This is a genomic window from Flagellimonas hadalis, assembly GCF_007785775.2.
Lineage (GTDB): Bacteria > Bacteroidota > Bacteroidia > Flavobacteriales > Flavobacteriaceae > Flagellimonas > Flagellimonas hadalis.
Genome location: NZ_VNIK02000015.1, coordinates 1 through 16,236, shown reverse-complemented (window position 1 = coordinate 16,236; position 16,236 = coordinate 1). Strand labels below are relative to the sequence as shown.

The following is a 16,236-nucleotide window of genomic DNA, read 5'->3' as shown; positions in this document are numbered from 1 at the left end:
CTTGAGCAACTTCCGACTTCCGACTTCCGACTAAAGTTATCTCATGTTCTGCATCATCTGCATCATCTTTTTGCCCCCACCTCCTTGCATCATCTTCATCATCTTGCTCATTTGGTCGAACTGTTTTAGGAGCTGGTTCACTTCCTGAACGGAGGTACCGCTACCGGCAGCGATGCGTTTTTTTCGACTGGCGTCCAATTTGGAAGGTGTGGAACGCTCATCAGGGGTCATGGAGTGGATGATGGCCTCAATGTGCTTGAAGGCATCGTCGTCTATATCGAGACCTTTCAGTGCTTTCCCTGCACCGGGGATCATCCCCATCAGGTCCTTCATGCTTCCCATTTTCTTGATCTGTTGTATCTGGCTCAAGAAATCGTCAAAGCCGAACTTGTTCTTGGCTATCTTCTTTTGGATCTTACGTGCCTGTTCCTCATCAAACTGCTCTTGGGCACGCTCCACCAATGAGACCACGTCTCCCATTCCCAAGATCCGATCGGCCATCCTCGAGGGGTGGAAGACATCGATAGCCTCCATTTTTTCCCCTGTTCCGATGAACTTGATGGGCTTGTCCACCACAGATTTGATGGAAATGGCGGCACCACCTCGGGTATCACCATCGAGCTTGGTCAAGATAACCCCGTCAAAATTGAGGACGTCGTTAAAGGCTTTGGCCGTGTTCACTGCATCCTGACCTGTCATGGCATCCACCACAAAAAGGGTCTCTTGGGGCTGTATGGCCTTGTGGATGTTGGCAATCTCGTTCATCATCTGCTCATCCACGGCCAAACGACCTGCGGTATCGATGACCACCACATTGCATCCCAAGCTCTTGGCGTGTGCAATACCTGCTTTGGCAATTGCCACGGGATCATTGTTCTCCCTATCGGAATAGACATCCACACCAATTTGTTCTCCGACCACGTGCAATTGGTCGATAGCCGCCGGACGGTACACATCACAGGCAACCAAAAGAGGTTTTTTGTTTTTCTTACTTTTGAGATAATTGGCGAGTTTCCCAGAAAATGTGGTCTTACCGGAACCTTGCAGACCCGACATCAAGATCACCGAAGGGTTTCCAGAGAGATTGATGTCTTCTGCATCGCCCCCCATCAGTTTGGTGAGTTCGTCCTTTACGATCTTCACCATGAGTTGGCCGGGCTGCAAGGTGGTCAACACGTTCTGCCCCAGTGCCTTTTCCTTTACTTTATTGGTGAAATCCTTGGCTATCTTGAAGTTGACGTCGGCGTCCAAAAGAGCCCTTCGTACTTCCTTCAGGGTTTCCGCAACATTGATCTCGGTTATCTGCCCATGCCCTTTGAGGACGTGGAGCGCCTTGTCCAGTTTTTCGCTTAAATTATCGAACATAAGTTCTTGTGTTTTAAAGGAGCGACAAATTTAAGAATAATAAAAAAGAAAAAGGACGGCTTTGGGGATGGCCGTCCTCTTAAAAAAAGAATTGGGGAAAAATTTTATGATTTTTCGAACACTAAGGTCTTCAAATTACCTTCTTCACTATCATCTTTGAGTTCTATTCGGGTGGATGTGATGGAAACCACTTTCCAATCATCGGTCAGTTCCAACAGATCTCCATCGGTATCAAAATTGAGGTAGCACTTGAGTCCTTCCTCAGTGTCCCTGAGCACCCTCCATAGTCCAGTTGCAATAAAATCTTGGTTTACGGACACCTCGATTTGGTTCATTGTGGAAAAATTAAACTCCATTCCAGCAAATGATGTGGTAAGGTCCACTTCGGCCTCCTTGTAGAGTGCAATATTCCATGGTCCGTCCATGGCAATATCCCTTATTTCGACGACATCGCCATCATCTGCGTTGTCGTTGCACACGCGGAGCAGTGTCATTTCATGGTCTGTGCCAAACACTTCAAATTTCAATCGGGTATCTGTCAGTTCTCTGAGGGGCCACTCGAAACTGACCTCTGGCTCGTTACTCATGCTGATCATAACGGACAATTGGAGTTGGTTGTTGAGGCCAATTTCCCAAGTACCTTCAGATAGGTTTGTACCATTGCTCAAGGTGACGGTGCCATCTGCCATGAACTGGAACTCGTATCCCAAAAGCCTTCTGACTTCCTCTTCTTGGTTCTTGACCTTTTTGATAACCCAATTACATTCGTTCAAAATGGCCCTTAGGGTATCAGGATCGATTTCTTCGACAGGGTCCACATCACATCTTTTTTTGAGGATGATCCTGTTTCCGGCATCTCTGTACAATTTGATGACACCGGGCTCCCACTCATATACATCCCATGTCATGGAAAAATCCACCAAAGCATTGAAATCCAATGTCAACTGGACACCACTGTCCGTGTTTTGGGTGGTCCATGTACCTGTTAATGGGGCGCTGGTGCCTCCACCGATCACCACGGTCCCGTCTTGGGAAAAGGTCATGATGGATTCAAAGTATTGGTCCGTGCTGTCCACATTATCCCTGAGCACCTCCCTCACTTCCAATTGGCAAGCCAATAGGAAGGCATCCAAAATTTCCTTGTTGAGTGTATTGCGGTCACATTCGTTTCCGGCCGTGCTAAGAATCGAATGCAAATCAGTATTGTTCTCTACGATGATTTCGGTTCCATCGCTTTTCTTGAGGGTAATGGGAAAACTGATGCTGACCAATTCGTTGTCCTCCAATTCAGAGAAGAACCTTCTCATTTGCATATCGCTTTCCACCATAACCTCACCCGTCATTTGATTGTCCACATTGAAAGTGAAAAGGGTGATGGGATACACAAAATCTATGCATCTTATCTTATTATCAGTGGCACTTTCCACACAATCCCTGGCAAGTTCCAAAAGCTGTTCCCTATTTTCCACAACAATTTCGCTATGATCGGAAAGGGTGATAGTGACCGGAAAACTGATTTCCAAAGCACCATTGTCCAACCCCGCCAGGGTTACTTTAATGCCCTGAAGGTCTTCCATGGAAGTAATGGTGATGGCCGCAGTACCGTTGATACTTATGGTATAGGGAAATTTTAAGGCAAAACAGCTTGACTCATCCACGACATCGTCATAAGAGCCGTCAAATGCAGTGGTCTTCTCGATCAAACTTGCTGTTGTCGAATTGGCTTGGATGGTCTGTTGCTCATCGTTCCCATTGACTTCCTCAAATTCGTCTTGGCAAGAGGAAAGAATGGAAACAATTCCGATGAGGGCTACATACCCTATCTTTTTCATCAAATTTTTCATAACTATTTGAACTTTGGGGTTATAATTCAACTTTAGAACAACTCTTTCCAAAAAAACCCTACTTTGGCTCCACAATTTTCAAATATATTTGAACCGAGAAACAATTCTTTCTTTATGGACAATGTTTGTGAAGATAAAATATTCAGCTCCATTTTCAAGACACATTCCAAAACGGTCTTCAACTATATCTATTATAAGTTCGGGAACGAGGAGAAGGCCAACGATGCCGTGCAGGAAGCTTTTGTGAAACTATGGGAGAATTGTGGCAAAGTGAGTCCTGAAAAAGCAAAATCGTTTGTCTATACCGTGGCCAACAATCTCTATCTGAATGTGATCAAAGCGGAAAAGGTTCGGATAAAATATGCGGACAAAGGAAATGATCGATCCAACGAGTCCCCCGAATTTTTGATGGAGGAAAAAGAATACAAGGAAAAATTGGAAAATGCTCTGAATGCCCTTCCGGAAAACCAACGTACCACCTTTCTGCTCAATCGGATAGATGGGAAAAAGTATGCGGAAATTGCAGAAATGGAAGGTGTCAGCGTGAAAGCCATTGAAAAGAGGATGCATTTGGCCCTGAAAAGCCTACGGGAACAGATTGACGGGATTTAATTGCCAGACCAGAGAAAAAAGAAATGAGACAATAAAATACGAAATGGATTTTTGGAATTTCAAAAAGTAGGGTATTGTATAAGTTAGTTGTTGTAATAAGGTAAAGCATAGACCCATGCAAGAAAATTATTTGGCAAAATGGCTGAGCGGAGAACTGTCCGCGGAAGAACTTGCGGAATTCAAAAAATCCGATGAGTATGCTTCCTATGCCAAGTTGTTGGAGGTTTCCAGCACCATGGAAGCTCCCGATTTCGATGTGGACGGCGCGCTTCAACGCATCAAGGACGAGCGCATCGGGAATGCCCCAAAGGTCATCGCCCTGAACCCTTTCAAGAAATTTCTACGGGTGGCTGCCGTTATCGCCGTGCTCATGGTGGGTTCCTATTTCTATTTGAGCACTCTCAATGAATCCATCACTACGGATTTTGCCCAACGTTCCGAAGTGACACTCCCCGATAATTCCGAAATTTTCCTCAATGCAGACTCGCAAGTCTCGTTCAGTGAAAAGAAATGGGACCAAAAAAGAGATGTCTCCCTTAAGGGAGAAGCATTCTTCAAGGTCGCCAAAGGAAAAAAATTCACCGTGTCCACCGAACAAGGAACCGTGACCGTTCTGGGCACCCAGTTCAATGTGGAAAACAGGAAGGGCTTTTTTGAAGTGACCTGTTATGAAGGTCTCGTGAGCGTTACCCACAACAACGCAGAGACAAAATTGCCCGCCGGAACTTCCTTTCTGGTCATCAACGGAAAAATCATCGACTCCGGAAAACCCAACGGAACCCGACCTGCATGGATGGGCAACGAAAGTAGCTTTGAGCGCATTCCGTTGCAGTATGTCTTTGCTGAATTGGAAAGACAGTTCGACATCAAGGTAAAGACCCAAAATGTAAACACCAATCTCTTGTTTACCGGAACTTTCAACAACACAAATCTAGAAATGGCGTTAAAAAGTATAAGTACCCCGTCTCAAATCCAATACAAAATAGAAGGCGACAACGTACTTTTTTATGCTGGGAACACTATTCAATAAGCATTCGGGCCTTTTTCTTGCCCTTTTGTTTTTCCTGTTCCATTCCACACATGCGCAGGAAGAGCAGCAATCCCCTATTGACCTTGTTTCCTATATCAAAAGCTTGGAGAACCGCTTCGAGGTAAAGTTTTCGTACATCAACGAAGATATGGATGGTCTCTCCATCGACCCACCAAAAAATCTTGGTGACCTAGGTGATATCCTAAGTTTCATAGAATCCCAGTTCCAGATAAAGGCAGAAAAACTGAGCGCCCGTTACTACACGCTCACCAAAAGTTCAGTGGTGGATATATGCGGCATTGTGCTGGACAACTTTGCCGAAAATACCATCCCAGGCGCCACTGTGGAAATTCTAGGAACAGATATGGCCCAGATTTCAGACACCAATGGCGTTTTCAACCTGAGACAGGTGCCCAGAAAAGCATCGCTCAAGATCAGATACTTGGGCTACCTCACCAAATATATCAGTGTGGAAGAGCTTTTGCAACAAGGCGAATGTCCTAGGATCCTCTTGGCACAACACTATGAAGAACTGGATGAAGTAATTGTGTACAAGTTCCTTACCTCGGGCATCATCAAGGAAAAGGATGCAAGCATAAGCCTGAACACTTCGGAATTTGGCATCCTCCCCGGACTCATCGAACCTGATGTTTTACAGACCGTTCAGGCCCTTCCGGGCATCAAGAGTATTGACGAAACGGTATCCGACATCAATGTGAGGGGCGGCACCAACGATCAGAACCTTATTCTCTGGAACGGTATAAAAATGTATCAATCCGGCCACTTTTTTGGGTTGATTTCCGCCTTCAACCCCTACCTGACCGATAAAGTGACCATTTACAAAAACGGCACCCCAGCAGCTTTTGGCGACGGGGTCAGCAGTGTGATCCAAATGGAGACCAGCGACCACATAGCCAACACATGGACGGGCGGGGCCGGTTTCAACCTCATCACTGGCGATATGTATACCGAGGTTCCCATCAACGAAAAACTGGGCGTCCAATTTTCAGCAAGGCGTTCGATGACCGATTTCTTGAGCACCCCCGCCTACAAACAGTTTTTTGACCGTGCATTTCAGGACAGTGAGATCACTGACGAGAACAACAATACCGTGGATGATGAAATCACCCGCGAAGAGGATTTTTTCTTCTATGATTTCGGAGGAAAGCTCCTGTACGACATCAATGACAGACATAAGGTCAGGTTGAGTTTGATCAACATCAAGAACAACCTAAAATATGTGGAGCACAATGTGACCGACAATGAAAGGACCGTCAGCCTATTGAAGCAGGACAATCTGTCAATCGGGGGACAGTTCCAAAGTCAATGGTCCGCCAGGTTCTCTTCCCATCTGAACATCTATTATTCCCGATACAACCTGGATGCCCAAAACCTTTTTGGGAACCAGGTGCAACTGCTCTTCCAGAACAACAAGGTCATCGAAAACGCTTTGAAACTGAGCACGGACTATGGGATCAGTGAGCATTTGGATTGGAACAACGGTTACCAATACATCGAAACAGGAATCACCAATGCCACCGAGCTCAACGAACCTGAATTTAGCAGTGAGATCAAAGGAGTCATCCGAATCCATGCTCCTTTTTCACAATTGAACTATGCCTCATTGGACAATAGGTTCATGGCCAAAGTGGGCGCACGGTTCAATTTTATTGAAAACTTGAACACTTTTTCCAAAGTTTTGATAGAACCAAGGCTCAACCTGAACATCAAACTGGCCAATTACTTAAGGGCTGAGATTTTGGGCGAGTTCAAGAGCCAAACCACCAATCAGGTCGTTGATCTGGAACAAAACTTTTTGGGCGTTGAAAAACGCAGATGGGTCCTCTCCAACGATACCACCCTTCCCGTCACCAAGAGCAAACAAGGCTCCGCGGGCATCAATTATGAAAAGAACAACTTTTATGTGGGCGTGGAAGGTTTCTACAAAAATGTGGACGGCATCAGTACCAATACCCAAGGATTCCAGAATCCACATCAATTTTCCGGGGAAATAGGCAGTTATCAGGTCAAGGGCATCGAATTTCTCATCAACAAGAAGAGTGATCGGTTCAGTACCTGGTTGAGCTATTCCTTCAACAAGAACGACTACACCTTCGATTCCATAGTGCCCCAAAAATTCCCCAATAATCTGGATATCCGCCACACGCTCACATTTGCTGGGGCCTATACCTATAAAAACCTGAAGTTGAGCCTTGGGGTGAACTATCGCACCGGAAAACCGTTTACCGAGCCCTTGGACGGCGCTGATGCACTTGACAACGATTTCACCCCGGCACGAATCAATTACAAGGCACCGAACAGCAGCAGGTTGCCGGAATATTTCAGGGCGGATGCCTCGGCCATTTATAGTTTCAAACTGGGTTCGGGCATCAATGCCAATGCCGGACTCTCCCTATTGAACATGACCAATCGGAAGAACAGCCTGAACAAATACTATCGTGTGAACGAAAATGATGAGATCGAGGCCGTGGAAAATCTTTCCTTGGGCATTACCCCTAATTTCAGTTTTCGGGTGAGTTTTTAATTTTTCCTATATTCAAGGTATCAATCTCCCCGGTTCAGCATGGCTGAATCACCCCTCTTACGAAAGAGGGGAGCTTTTTAAATGAGATTGATGAAAAAAAGAATCCACAACAGGAAGGAACTCATCCAATTCCGAAAAAAATTAAGGAACAACGCCACTCCTGCCGAAGCATTCCTTTGGAGGTACCTAAAGGCCAAAAAATTATGTGGCAGACGGTTCAATCGGCAACACAGCATCAAAAACTACATTGTTGACTTCTACTGTGCCGCGGAAAAGCTTGTCATTGAATTGGATGGGGCTGTCCATCAGTCGCCCAAAGCCCAAGAATATGACAAAAAGCGCACAGAAATCTTGAATGAATTGGGATATACCGTAATTCGGTTTGAGAACAAAATGGTATTTGAAAACTTGGAATCGGTACTCTCGGAAATCTCGGAACATTTTAAACAAACCCCATGAGTATCTCCCTTTTTAAAGGGAGGTGTCCTTTGACAGATGGTCAAAGGACGGAGGGATGGATGCTACATCCGCTCAGGCACATCGATGCCCAAAAGCAGAAACGCGGATTTGATCACTTCCCCTACTTTTTTGGACAACAATACTCTAAGCTTTTTCTTCTGTTCATCGGGTTCGCCCAATATGGAAACCTGTTGGTAGAACGAATTGAATTCCTTCACCAAATCATACGTATAATTGGCAATAAGTGCCGGGCTGTAATTTTCCGCCGCCAACTGCACCGTTTCCGGGAACAGTTGCACCTGCTTCAACAACTCCTTTTCCTTTTCGTGCAAGGCAAGTGTCATGTCGAGCGCAGTCGAGACATCAAAATCCGCCTTCCGGAGGATGGATTGGATCCGCGCATAGGTATATTGGATAAACGGTCCCGTATTTCCTTGAAAATCGACCGATTCCTCTGGATTGAACAAGATCCGCTTCTTCGGGTCCACTTTTAGGATGTAATATTTAAGTGCGCCCAGACCAATGGTACGGTAGAGCTCCTTTTTTTCAGCATCGGAATAACCGTCCAGTTTGCCCAGTTCCTCGGAAATGGTCTCGGCAGTATCCTCCATGCTCTGGATAAGGTCGTCCGCATCCACCACGGTGCCCTCCCTACTCTTCATCTTGCCACTGGGCAGGTCTACCATCCCATAGCTGAGATGGTACAACTGTTCGGCCCAGGTGTAGCCCAGTTTCTTCAAAATGAGGAACAGCACCTTGAAGTGATAGTCCTGTTCGTTCCCCACGGTATAGACCATTCCATTAATGTCGGGAAAATCCGTAACCCGTTGGATGGCCGTACCGATATCTTGCGTCATGTAGACCGCAGTGCCATCGGAACGGAGCACGATTTTTTCATCCAATCCGTCCTCGGTAAGGTCGATCCACACGCTGCCATCTTCTTTTTTAAAGAAGACCCCTTTTTCCAGACCATCCTTAACCACATCACGACCCAACAGATAGGTATCGCTTTCGTAGTACAGTTTATCAAAATCGACCCCAAGGTTTTTATAGGTAACATCAAACCCCTCGTACACCCAACCGTTCATCTTTTTCCAAAGGGACACCACCTCCGCATTGCCAGCTTCCCACTTACGGAGCATTTCCTGGGCCTCCAAAAGGATCGGGGCTTCCTTTTCGGCCTTTTCCTTTTCCACACCACCGGCCACAAATTCGGCAACCTGTTCCTTGTAAGCCCTATCAAAGGCCACATAATATTTTCCCACCAAATGGTCGCCTTTCATGCCAGAGGTGCCCGGGGTTTCCCCATTGCCAAATTTTTCCCAGGCCAACATACTCTTGCAGATATGGATACCCCTATCGTTAATGATCTGCGTCTTATACACTTTCTTGCCCGATGCCTTTAAAATTTCAGCTACGGAATAGCCCAGAAGGTTGTTTCGGATGTGCCCCAAATGCAGCGGTTTATTGGTATTGGGTGAAGAATATTCCACCATCACGGCCTTGTCCGAAACGGATTTCACGTACCCAAAATCCACCTCATCTTTGATGCTGTTGAAAAAATTGAGGTAATAGCTATCCGCGATCACAATGTTCAAAAAGCCCTGTACCACGTTGCACTTGGTCACCTCGGCCACATGTTCCTGCAGATAGTCCCCGATCTGGGCCGCAATCTGGGCAGGATTACCCTTCACATAGCGCAACATGGGAAACACCACCACCGTGATGTCCCCTTCAAAATCCTTTCGGGTCGGTTGGAACTCCACTGTGGGCAGGTCCACTTGGTACAGTTCCTTTACCGCCTCGATCACTTTTTGGGTCAAATCGTTCTGTAAACTCATCTCATAGGCTTTCAGCCCGCAAAACTACATATTTTTTGCCCTTTTATGGCAATTCAGGGCTGTGTTGCGCCGATAGAAACCGTAATTTTATGGAAAACTCCCAAATGGAACATTTACAACGTGCCTCTCCAGTTCTGGCCTCATTGAACATTCGAAAATCAGTGGCCTTTTACCAAGACAAAATGGGGTTCAACAAAATTGGTTGGGTGGACGACCATTATGCCGTGATCGGTCGCGATAAGGTTGAACTACATTTTTGGAAATGCGACAACAAGATATTTCCAGAGAACACCAGTTGTTATCTTTATGTGGACAACGTGGACGACCTTTATGCGGAATTGAAAGAGGCAGGGGTAATCCATCCCAACGGCCCGTTGGGCGACAAACCATGGGGGCTTCGCGAATTCTCCGCACTGGACGGCGACGGCAACCTGCTGCGCTTCGGACAAAAATTGTGACCATGCTCCTGAACGTCTCCTATTCCGACAAGAACATCACCCGTAAAATAGACGAGGCCGTGGGCAAACCTTTTACCCTAAAGGAACGTTTTGCCATGAACGGTATCGGTTCCCCAAAACTGCACATTGCCCAGGCCAGTGTGGAAATCAACAACCTGCTCCTTTTGGACAACAACCTCAACACCTGCAATATCGAGATCAGGCCCAAGGGCATTATCGTGCGCTTCCGTTCCCTGTTGGAGACCTACGGACTCGTCATCCCCTATTACAAATTGAACCTCTTCAAGGGGGATTTGGCCATCCATTCCATTTATATGGACCATTATTTCATCAAGGTGCATTCCGACACCAAGGCCATTCAAAAATTCTTCAAAAAACTGTTGGACCATCGGACGGACAACATGCCAACCTCCATTGAAGACCTATGAAAATCTTGCTGACAGGAGCCAATGGCTATATCGGAATGCGTCTGTTACCAAACCTTTTGGAGTTGGGACACGAAGTGGTGTGCGCCGTTCGGGATGAAAAACGTCTTTCGGTGGATGCCAAGACAAAGGCCAAGATCGACATTGTTGAAATCGATTTCTTGGAAGACCCAGAAACCCAAGCACTGCCCAAGGATATTGATGCCGCTTATTACCTCATCCATTCCATGACATCCTCGGTCACCGACTTTGATGAGAAAGAATCCATGGCAGCAAGGAACTTCAATACCTTAATGGCCCAGACCCATTGCAAACAAGTGATCTATCTCAGTGGCATCGTCAACGACAAACAGCTTTCCAAGCACCTCAGTTCCCGTAAAAATGTAGAGGACATTCTCTATCAAGGTCCTTTTCAGCTTACCGTACTCCGTGCGGGCATCATTGTCGGTTCTGGCAGCTCCTCCTTCGAGATCATTCGTGATCTCTGTGAAAAACTGCCGGTGATGATCACCCCAAAATGGGTGCTCACCAAGACCCAGCCCATTGCCATCCGCGATGTGATCCTGTTCCTCACCCATGTTCTGGGGAATCCGGGCACCTATGATCAATCCTTCGATATCGGCGGCCCCGATGTGCTCACCTACAAGGACATGCTGCACCGTTACGCCAAGGTCCGGGGTTTTAAGAACTGGATTTTCACCGTTCCCGTGATGACCCCCAAGCTCTCTTCCTACTGGCTCTACTTTGTCACTTCCACATCTTATAAATTGGCGACCAACCTGGTGGACAGCATGAAAATGGAAGTGGTGGCACAGGACAACCGTTTGCAAAAAATGCTGGACATCCATACCCACACCTACGAAGAGGCGATAGACATGGCCTTTAAAAAAATAGAACAAAACCTTGTGGTGAGCAGTTGGAAGGACAGTATTGCCAGCGGACAGATCAAGGACGATCTGGAAAACTACATCCAGGTGCCCAAATATGGTGTTCTTCAGGACAAAAAGACCCTTGCCATCACCGATGAGGCCGGCGTTCTTGAAAACATCTGGCACATCGGTGGGGAAACGGGCTGGTACTATGGCAACTGGCTATGGAAAATCCGCGGTTTTTTGGACAAGCTCGTTGGCGGGCCGGGCCTTCGGAGGGGGCGCACCCATCTGGACAAACTGAACCCAGGGGATGCACTTGACTTTTGGAGGGTGCTCTTGGCCGATAAAAAAGCAAAGCGCTTGCTCCTTTTTGCCGAAATGCGCACACCCGGTGAAGCTTGGCTGGAATTTAAGATCGAGGATGGCGTGCTCCATCAAACAGCGACCTTTCGTCCAAAAGGGCTGTTGGGGAGGCTGTATTGGTACTCTGTCCTTCCTTTCCACGTCTTCATCTTTGGGGGCATGATCCGGAATTTGTCCAAAACCTAACAAGGTCTCGATACATTCCAAACAAGTTTGGAACCCTCGACCTGACAAAACCATCATTCGTGAAAATTGGTGGAATTCGTGTCAAGAGCAGAAAAAAGAAAATAGAACCAAGACATAAGACTTCAAATCCATTGGAATTTGGAGATTGTCATTTGGAATTTGTGTTCCATCCACAGAAATAACAATCCTTTAAAACGCTTTGTCACAAAATTCGGCTAAGTTCGTCATATGACCGAAGCAACCCTCGCCGCTTAAATGGCGTCTTTATAGTAAAACACAAAACCATGGCATTCCACAAGATCCTGACCCTCTGTTCCCTTTTTATGTTGATGGCCCCCTCCCTCAGCGCCCAGACCATCAGCTCCCGCTTGGTGGACGCCAAGACCCAAAAGGGCATCCCCTACGCCACCGTACAATATGGCGAACACCAAGGCGTGATCACCAACGATGAGGGCCGTTTCAGTTTTGTGCTGCAAGAAGGTGCTTCGCTCCCAGATTCCATTTACATCTCTTCCATGGGATACGAGAAAAAGGGCTTTGCCCCACAACAACTTCAGGACAGTCTCGTGATGCTCACCCCAAAGGCCATCGAACTCAGTGGCGTGTATCTGTTTGACAAGGAACTGGAGGTGGACGACATCATCGAGAAAATGAAGGAACGCCTGCCCCAGAACATCAACAACGGCCCCGTGAAGCAACGGTTTTTCCTGCGGCGGTCCGAGTTCGCCACCATCACCAAGGTGGATTTCGGGTTTGAAAAGTCCACCATCAAGGAACTGGACAAGGAACTCATGGACAGCATTGCGCGCTCCGTGCCCAAAAATGCCCATCACTATACCGAGAGCCTGGGCGACCTCTACAAAAAGGGAACGGACTACAAACTGGCCATCGTCAAGGCTGCCGACCTGTACGACAAGAACAATGTGGGCTCTTTTGAGGACCTCGGCAAGCGCATGGAGGCCATTTTCAAAAAGAACATCAAGCCGGATTCCTACCTGAAGATCAAGTCGGGTATTTTTAGCCAAAAGGTGCAGGTGGATTCCATTTTGGACGAAATGGACGAGGAACAGGCCCAAAAGGTGAAACAACAGGTAAAAAAGGACAGCACTTCGGGGCTGTTGGACTCGCAACGGCACACCATCAAGGAGCTGCTTTCGGAGCTCTACTACCAAGAGGACAGCAAGCTGGACCTTATCGAAAAAACGAACCGCTACGACTTCAAACTGGCGGGCTATGCCGATATCGATGGTATGGGGGTGTATGTGGTGGACTTTTTCCCCAAGCGCAGCAGTGCCGATTTCAAGGGGCGGCTCTACATCAACATCGAGGATTTTGCGGTGATGCGGATGGATTTTGAGAACACCGACCGCCTGCGCAATTTCCGGTTGCTGGGCATTACCTACCGTGAGGTGCTCTACAAGGGCACGGCACGTTTTGCGAAACTGCCCAACAGCCGGTACGACCTCAAGTTCATGGACCTTACCTTTGGGCGCTACTTTGCCGTGGACCGCCCCCTAAAAGTGGTGGAAAAGAACAAGCACGTAAAGGGCCGCCGCAAGCAGAACGAGCTACTGCTGAACATCGACTTTCGGATGAGCCCCACCGAAAAGTGGGAACTGGTGGTGTTTGGGCAGGACCTCGTGGACGAGCCGCAGTTTGCCAACTTCAAGGAGGACAAGACCGTGCGGGCCACCTATATGCCGCGCTACGACCCGGGGTTTTGGCAAGGCCACACCATTATGGAGCCCAACCAGGCGATACGGGAATTCACCGTAGAGGAATAGGGAGATGTCTGGTGTAATATTAGTTTGAGGAATTGACCCATTCTATTAGGTACCGCATAAGAATATCAACATCACCTTTTTGGGGTTCATTAACGTATTTTTCCTTTAAATCCTTATTATCCCCAATATATTCCAAAATGTCTTCTTCGGAGACAATATAAACTTCTTCACTTTTCTTGTCTAAGATATAAGGCAATCTGATCAATGCCCTTTTGGCCGCACTGATTCCTGAAATGATACCACCAAACATATAAGGAAGGTTCGAAGCCTCTAACCCGTATCTTTCGAAATTGGAAGGTAAGCCAGCTCTAAAAACAAAATAGTTATCATTTTCGGCCTCTATCTTGCTATACCAAAATTGAATCTCATATTTTTTACAGTTAAGCAGCAAAATGGATCCGTCGGAATAGGCGTATAGTTCATTCTTTAAAAACTTATTTTTTACTAATTTATCGATTGGGTTTAGTTGATAATCGTTACCGGCTACCATTTTAATTTTTCCTTTGGAGCGTCTTTCAATCTCAACATTGAATTCTGAGGATGGGGTTTTATCAAAAACTTCTTGAAGATTGGCGTATCCACCTTTAGGGTAGCTTTCCATTTGTGCAAAAGTAATATTGCAAAATAGTGCAAGGATAAAGAGGCTGATAGAATTTCTCATATACTTTTTAGAGGTCTTTAAAACAAAAGTACAGATTATTACTGTTGAAGATTACAAATGTCAGATAAAGGCACATCCAAAGCCTGACTGATGCGGTACAAGGTATGGATGGTGGCGTTGGTTCTTCCCCGTTAACCCTTTACCCAAAACCCTTCACCCCTATTGTCATATATGACATGTACCCGTTGGCAAAAAACGCTTTTCTTGCTCCTATTATGGAAAAAGCGGAGATTTTATTGAATTGGATTGAAGATACCTATGGTAGTCCCGAAGAACTGGCTAAAATTCTGGATTTTGGTATTGAAATGCTATTTTATTTGGAAGAAGATGCTTTTGATCGCAAAGAGGTGCAACAGGTAGTGGCTGCGATAAGGGGGATTGTGGTGGGGTTGAGGGGGTAATGATGAAATTTATAATCTTGGCACTTTATTCATTGTCATAATTTTCGATTGTTGCCAATAATTGCTTTTCAAATCTATAAATGTCATCAACAGATTCAATTTTATGTTTGGTTTCGTTCTTTGATTCGTCAAATAAACTGATATACTTAGTACCTGCGTTCAAATGAAGCCGACAGATTGGTTTTCTGTTGTTGTCATCCAACAGGATTCCAAAATATGACTGTGTATCTCTGTGTACAATTCTCCCTTTCTCTATTTTTCTTCGGAGAATTGCTAGTACAATTTGAAAACCTTCCATTTCTTCCTCTGTTGTATCAACTTTACTTTTTGGCTGTTCCTCAATTTTATCTTCAGCAAGTTGCTTTTCCTGTTCAGTACTTAGAGCAGAATTAAGCCTGTCATTTACTTTTTCACTGATAGTTTGGTTGAAAGCCTTACCAACTATCTCAGTAAATTCATTCATAACCTTAGCAGTAAGACGACCATTATATGCTCGATTAGCAAATAATTTGACAAAGTCCTGAGAAGGCTCGGTAAGTTCTTGGTCAATTAATGATTTTACTTCGCGAGTATATTTTAGATTACTGGCATTATCAACAATTTTAGAAATGTCAAATTTTGATTTGTGAAATTTTTCGATCTCTTTGACTGTGTTCTCTTTCAGTTTTGTAATGTCAAATTCCAAAAATGGCTTTTCGTCCATTTTATTGGTTTCTTCCAAATCAGTATAAAATCTGTAAACGATTCCATTTGTCAAAAGAGCAAAGCGTGTTTTGGTTACGTGAAAATACCTGAAAAGTTGGGAGTTAAAAACATTTAAATTTTGTTTCCAATGCTTGCATTCAATAATCAAAATTGGGTTGCCTTCCTGAAATATCGCATAATCAACTTTCTCTCCCTTTTTCAACCCTAAATCAGCAGTAAATTCTGGAACAACCTCTGTAGGATTAAAGGTATCATATCCTAAAATATTGATGAACGGAAGAGTAAATGCATGTTTTGTTGACTCCTCTGTATCAATTTTGTCCTTTAATTGTTCAATTTTGTCAGCAAGACCTTTGAGTTGATTATATAACTCCATATTAATTCTTGGTTTTCAATTATTGAAAAAATCTTTAAAAAGAATCTTTTAGACAAAGAATCAGGGGGAGTAAAACTGCTAAAAGTCAACCTAATATACACTATTTTGCCAAAATATCTTACAATGTCAATAGAAAAGCTTTCAGGGGTTGACAATTGTCAATGGGGCATTTAACCGAGGAGAAAACCAAAGAGGCAAAGCCTCGTCGCGCTGGCCGAACGACAGATGGCTTTTGCTGTCAGACTGTGCGCAGTCGAAGTCCAAGCAAAAGAAGTGCCCAAAAGCATTCGTGAAAATTCGTGGAATTCG

14 protein-coding genes are annotated in these 16,236 nt (G+C 45.5%); 9 read left to right on the top strand and 5 right to left on the bottom strand.

Features of this window, described 5'->3' with window-relative positions:
• Positions 1-36: 36 nt before the first annotated feature.
• Positions 37-1,365, bottom strand: coding sequence for a signal recognition particle protein (gene ffh / locus FOT42_RS16210; protein ID WP_151891566.1), 1,329 nt, complete (start codon positions 1,363-1,365; stop codon positions 37-39).
• A gap of 104 nt (positions 1,366-1,469) precedes the next feature.
• Positions 1,470-3,209 carry a hypothetical protein gene (locus FOT42_RS16205; RefSeq protein WP_151891565.1) on the bottom strand — a complete coding sequence of 580 codons (1,740 nt, stop codon included), beginning with the start codon at positions 3,207-3,209 and terminating at the stop codon, positions 1,470-1,472.
• A gap of 114 nt (positions 3,210-3,323) precedes the next feature.
• Here FOT42_RS16205 and FOT42_RS16200 point away from each other — a divergent pair, with 114 nt between their 5' ends.
• From FOT42_RS16200 to FOT42_RS16185, 4 genes are all read left to right on the top strand, one after another.
• Entirely contained in the window at positions 3,324-3,821 is a 498-nt protein-coding gene (locus FOT42_RS16200) for an RNA polymerase sigma factor (RefSeq protein ID WP_151891564.1), read from the top strand.
• Between the two features lie 115 nt (positions 3,822-3,936).
• Positions 3,937-4,851 carry a FecR family protein gene (locus FOT42_RS16195; protein WP_151891563.1) on the top strand — a complete coding sequence of 305 codons (915 nt, stop codon included), beginning with the start codon at positions 3,937-3,939 and terminating at the stop codon, positions 4,849-4,851.
• Positions 4,829-7,396 carry a TonB-dependent receptor gene (locus FOT42_RS16190; protein WP_151891562.1) on the top strand — a complete coding sequence of 856 codons (2,568 nt, stop codon included), beginning with the start codon at positions 4,829-4,831 and terminating at the stop codon, positions 7,394-7,396. The genes FOT42_RS16195 and FOT42_RS16190 overlap by 23 nt, the downstream gene beginning before the upstream one ends.
• 90 nt (positions 7,397-7,486) lie before the next feature.
• The gene (locus FOT42_RS16185) at positions 7,487-7,855 is read left to right on the top strand and encodes an endonuclease domain-containing protein (protein WP_151891561.1); all 369 of its coding nucleotides are present in this window, start codon (positions 7,487-7,489) and stop codon (positions 7,853-7,855) included.
• Between the two features lie 62 nt (positions 7,856-7,917).
• Here the strand turns inward: FOT42_RS16185 and argS are convergent, their stop codons facing one another.
• Entirely contained in the window at positions 7,918-9,696 is a 1,779-nt protein-coding gene (gene argS / locus FOT42_RS16180) for an arginine--tRNA ligase (protein ID WP_151891560.1), read from the bottom strand.
• Between the two features lie 89 nt (positions 9,697-9,785).
• Here argS and FOT42_RS16175 point away from each other — a divergent pair, with 89 nt between their 5' ends.
• The 4 genes from FOT42_RS16175 to FOT42_RS16160 all read left to right on the top strand — a co-directional run bounded on the left by FOT42_RS16175 (position 9,786) and on the right by FOT42_RS16160 (position 13,784).
• Complete coding sequence (locus FOT42_RS16175; protein WP_151891559.1) at positions 9,786-10,154, top strand: bleomycin resistance protein; 369 nt, start codon at positions 9,786-9,788, stop codon at positions 10,152-10,154.
• Between the two features lie 2 nt (positions 10,155-10,156).
• Positions 10,157-10,582, top strand: a complete 426-nt coding sequence (locus FOT42_RS16170) for a hypothetical protein (protein ID WP_151891558.1) — start codon at positions 10,157-10,159, stop codon at positions 10,580-10,582.
• The gene (locus tag FOT42_RS16165) at positions 10,579-12,000 is read left to right on the top strand and encodes an SDR family oxidoreductase (RefSeq protein ID WP_151891557.1); all 1,422 of its coding nucleotides are present in this window, start codon (positions 10,579-10,581) and stop codon (positions 11,998-12,000) included. Before FOT42_RS16170 ends, FOT42_RS16165 begins: the two co-directional genes overlap by 4 nt.
• A 284-nt stretch (positions 12,001-12,284) precedes the next feature.
• Positions 12,285-13,784 (top strand): peptidase associated/transthyretin-like domain-containing protein, encoded by a 1,500-nt coding sequence (locus FOT42_RS16160; RefSeq protein WP_151891556.1) that lies wholly within the window; start codon positions 12,285-12,287, stop codon positions 13,782-13,784.
• A 19-nt stretch (positions 13,785-13,803) separates the two neighbouring features.
• Here FOT42_RS16160 and FOT42_RS16155 read toward each other — a convergent pair whose 3' ends face one another.
• Positions 13,804-14,445, bottom strand: a complete 642-nt coding sequence (locus tag FOT42_RS16155; protein WP_151891555.1) for a DUF6563 family protein — start codon at positions 14,443-14,445, stop codon at positions 13,804-13,806.
• 215 nt (positions 14,446-14,660) lie between these two features.
• Here FOT42_RS16155 and FOT42_RS16150 point away from each other — a divergent pair, with 215 nt between their 5' ends.
• Positions 14,661-14,846 (top strand): hypothetical protein, encoded by a 186-nt coding sequence (locus FOT42_RS16150; RefSeq protein WP_151891554.1) that lies wholly within the window; start codon positions 14,661-14,663, stop codon positions 14,844-14,846.
• Positions 14,847-14,871: 25 nt separating this feature from the next.
• On the opposite strand, the gene FOT42_RS16145 is transcribed toward FOT42_RS16150, so the two are convergent.
• Positions 14,872-15,927, bottom strand: a complete 1,056-nt coding sequence (locus FOT42_RS16145; RefSeq protein ID WP_151891553.1) for a type I restriction endonuclease — start codon at positions 15,925-15,927, stop codon at positions 14,872-14,874.
• Positions 15,928-16,236: the final 309 nt, after the last annotated feature.

What these genes read in the sequence shown, in the direction of transcription:
- ffh (WP_151891566.1), bottom strand. Translation starts at nt 1,365, where the DNA reads ATGTTCGATAATTTAAGCGAAAAACTGGACAAGGCGCTCCACGTCCTC.
- FOT42_RS16205 (WP_151891565.1), bottom strand. Translation starts at nt 3,209, where the DNA reads ATGAAAAATTTGATGAAAAAGATAGGGTATGTAGCCCTCATCGGAATT.
- FOT42_RS16200 (WP_151891564.1), top strand. Translation starts at nt 3,324, where the DNA reads ATGGACAATGTTTGTGAAGATAAAATATTCAGCTCCATTTTCAAGACA.
- FOT42_RS16195 (WP_151891563.1), top strand. Translation starts at nt 3,937, where the DNA reads ATGCAAGAAAATTATTTGGCAAAATGGCTGAGCGGAGAACTGTCCGCG.
- FOT42_RS16190 (WP_151891562.1), top strand. Translation starts at nt 4,829, where the DNA reads ATGCTGGGAACACTATTCAATAAGCATTCGGGCCTTTTTCTTGCCCTT.
- FOT42_RS16185 (WP_151891561.1), top strand. Translation starts at nt 7,487, where the DNA reads ATGAAAAAAAGAATCCACAACAGGAAGGAACTCATCCAATTCCGAAAA.
- argS (WP_151891560.1), bottom strand. Translation starts at nt 9,696, where the DNA reads ATGAGTTTACAGAACGATTTGACCCAAAAAGTGATCGAGGCGGTAAAG.
- FOT42_RS16175 (WP_151891559.1), top strand. Translation starts at nt 9,786, where the DNA reads ATGGAAAACTCCCAAATGGAACATTTACAACGTGCCTCTCCAGTTCTG.
- FOT42_RS16170 (WP_151891558.1), top strand. Translation starts at nt 10,157, where the DNA reads ATGCTCCTGAACGTCTCCTATTCCGACAAGAACATCACCCGTAAAATA.
- FOT42_RS16165 (WP_151891557.1), top strand. Translation starts at nt 10,579, where the DNA reads ATGAAAATCTTGCTGACAGGAGCCAATGGCTATATCGGAATGCGTCTG.
- FOT42_RS16160 (WP_151891556.1), top strand. Translation starts at nt 12,285, where the DNA reads ATGGCATTCCACAAGATCCTGACCCTCTGTTCCCTTTTTATGTTGATG.
- FOT42_RS16155 (WP_151891555.1), bottom strand. Translation starts at nt 14,445, where the DNA reads ATGAGAAATTCTATCAGCCTCTTTATCCTTGCACTATTTTGCAATATT.
- FOT42_RS16150 (WP_151891554.1), top strand. Translation starts at nt 14,661, where the DNA reads ATGGAAAAAGCGGAGATTTTATTGAATTGGATTGAAGATACCTATGGT.
- FOT42_RS16145 (WP_151891553.1), bottom strand. Translation starts at nt 15,927, where the DNA reads ATGGAGTTATATAATCAACTCAAAGGTCTTGCTGACAAAATTGAACAA.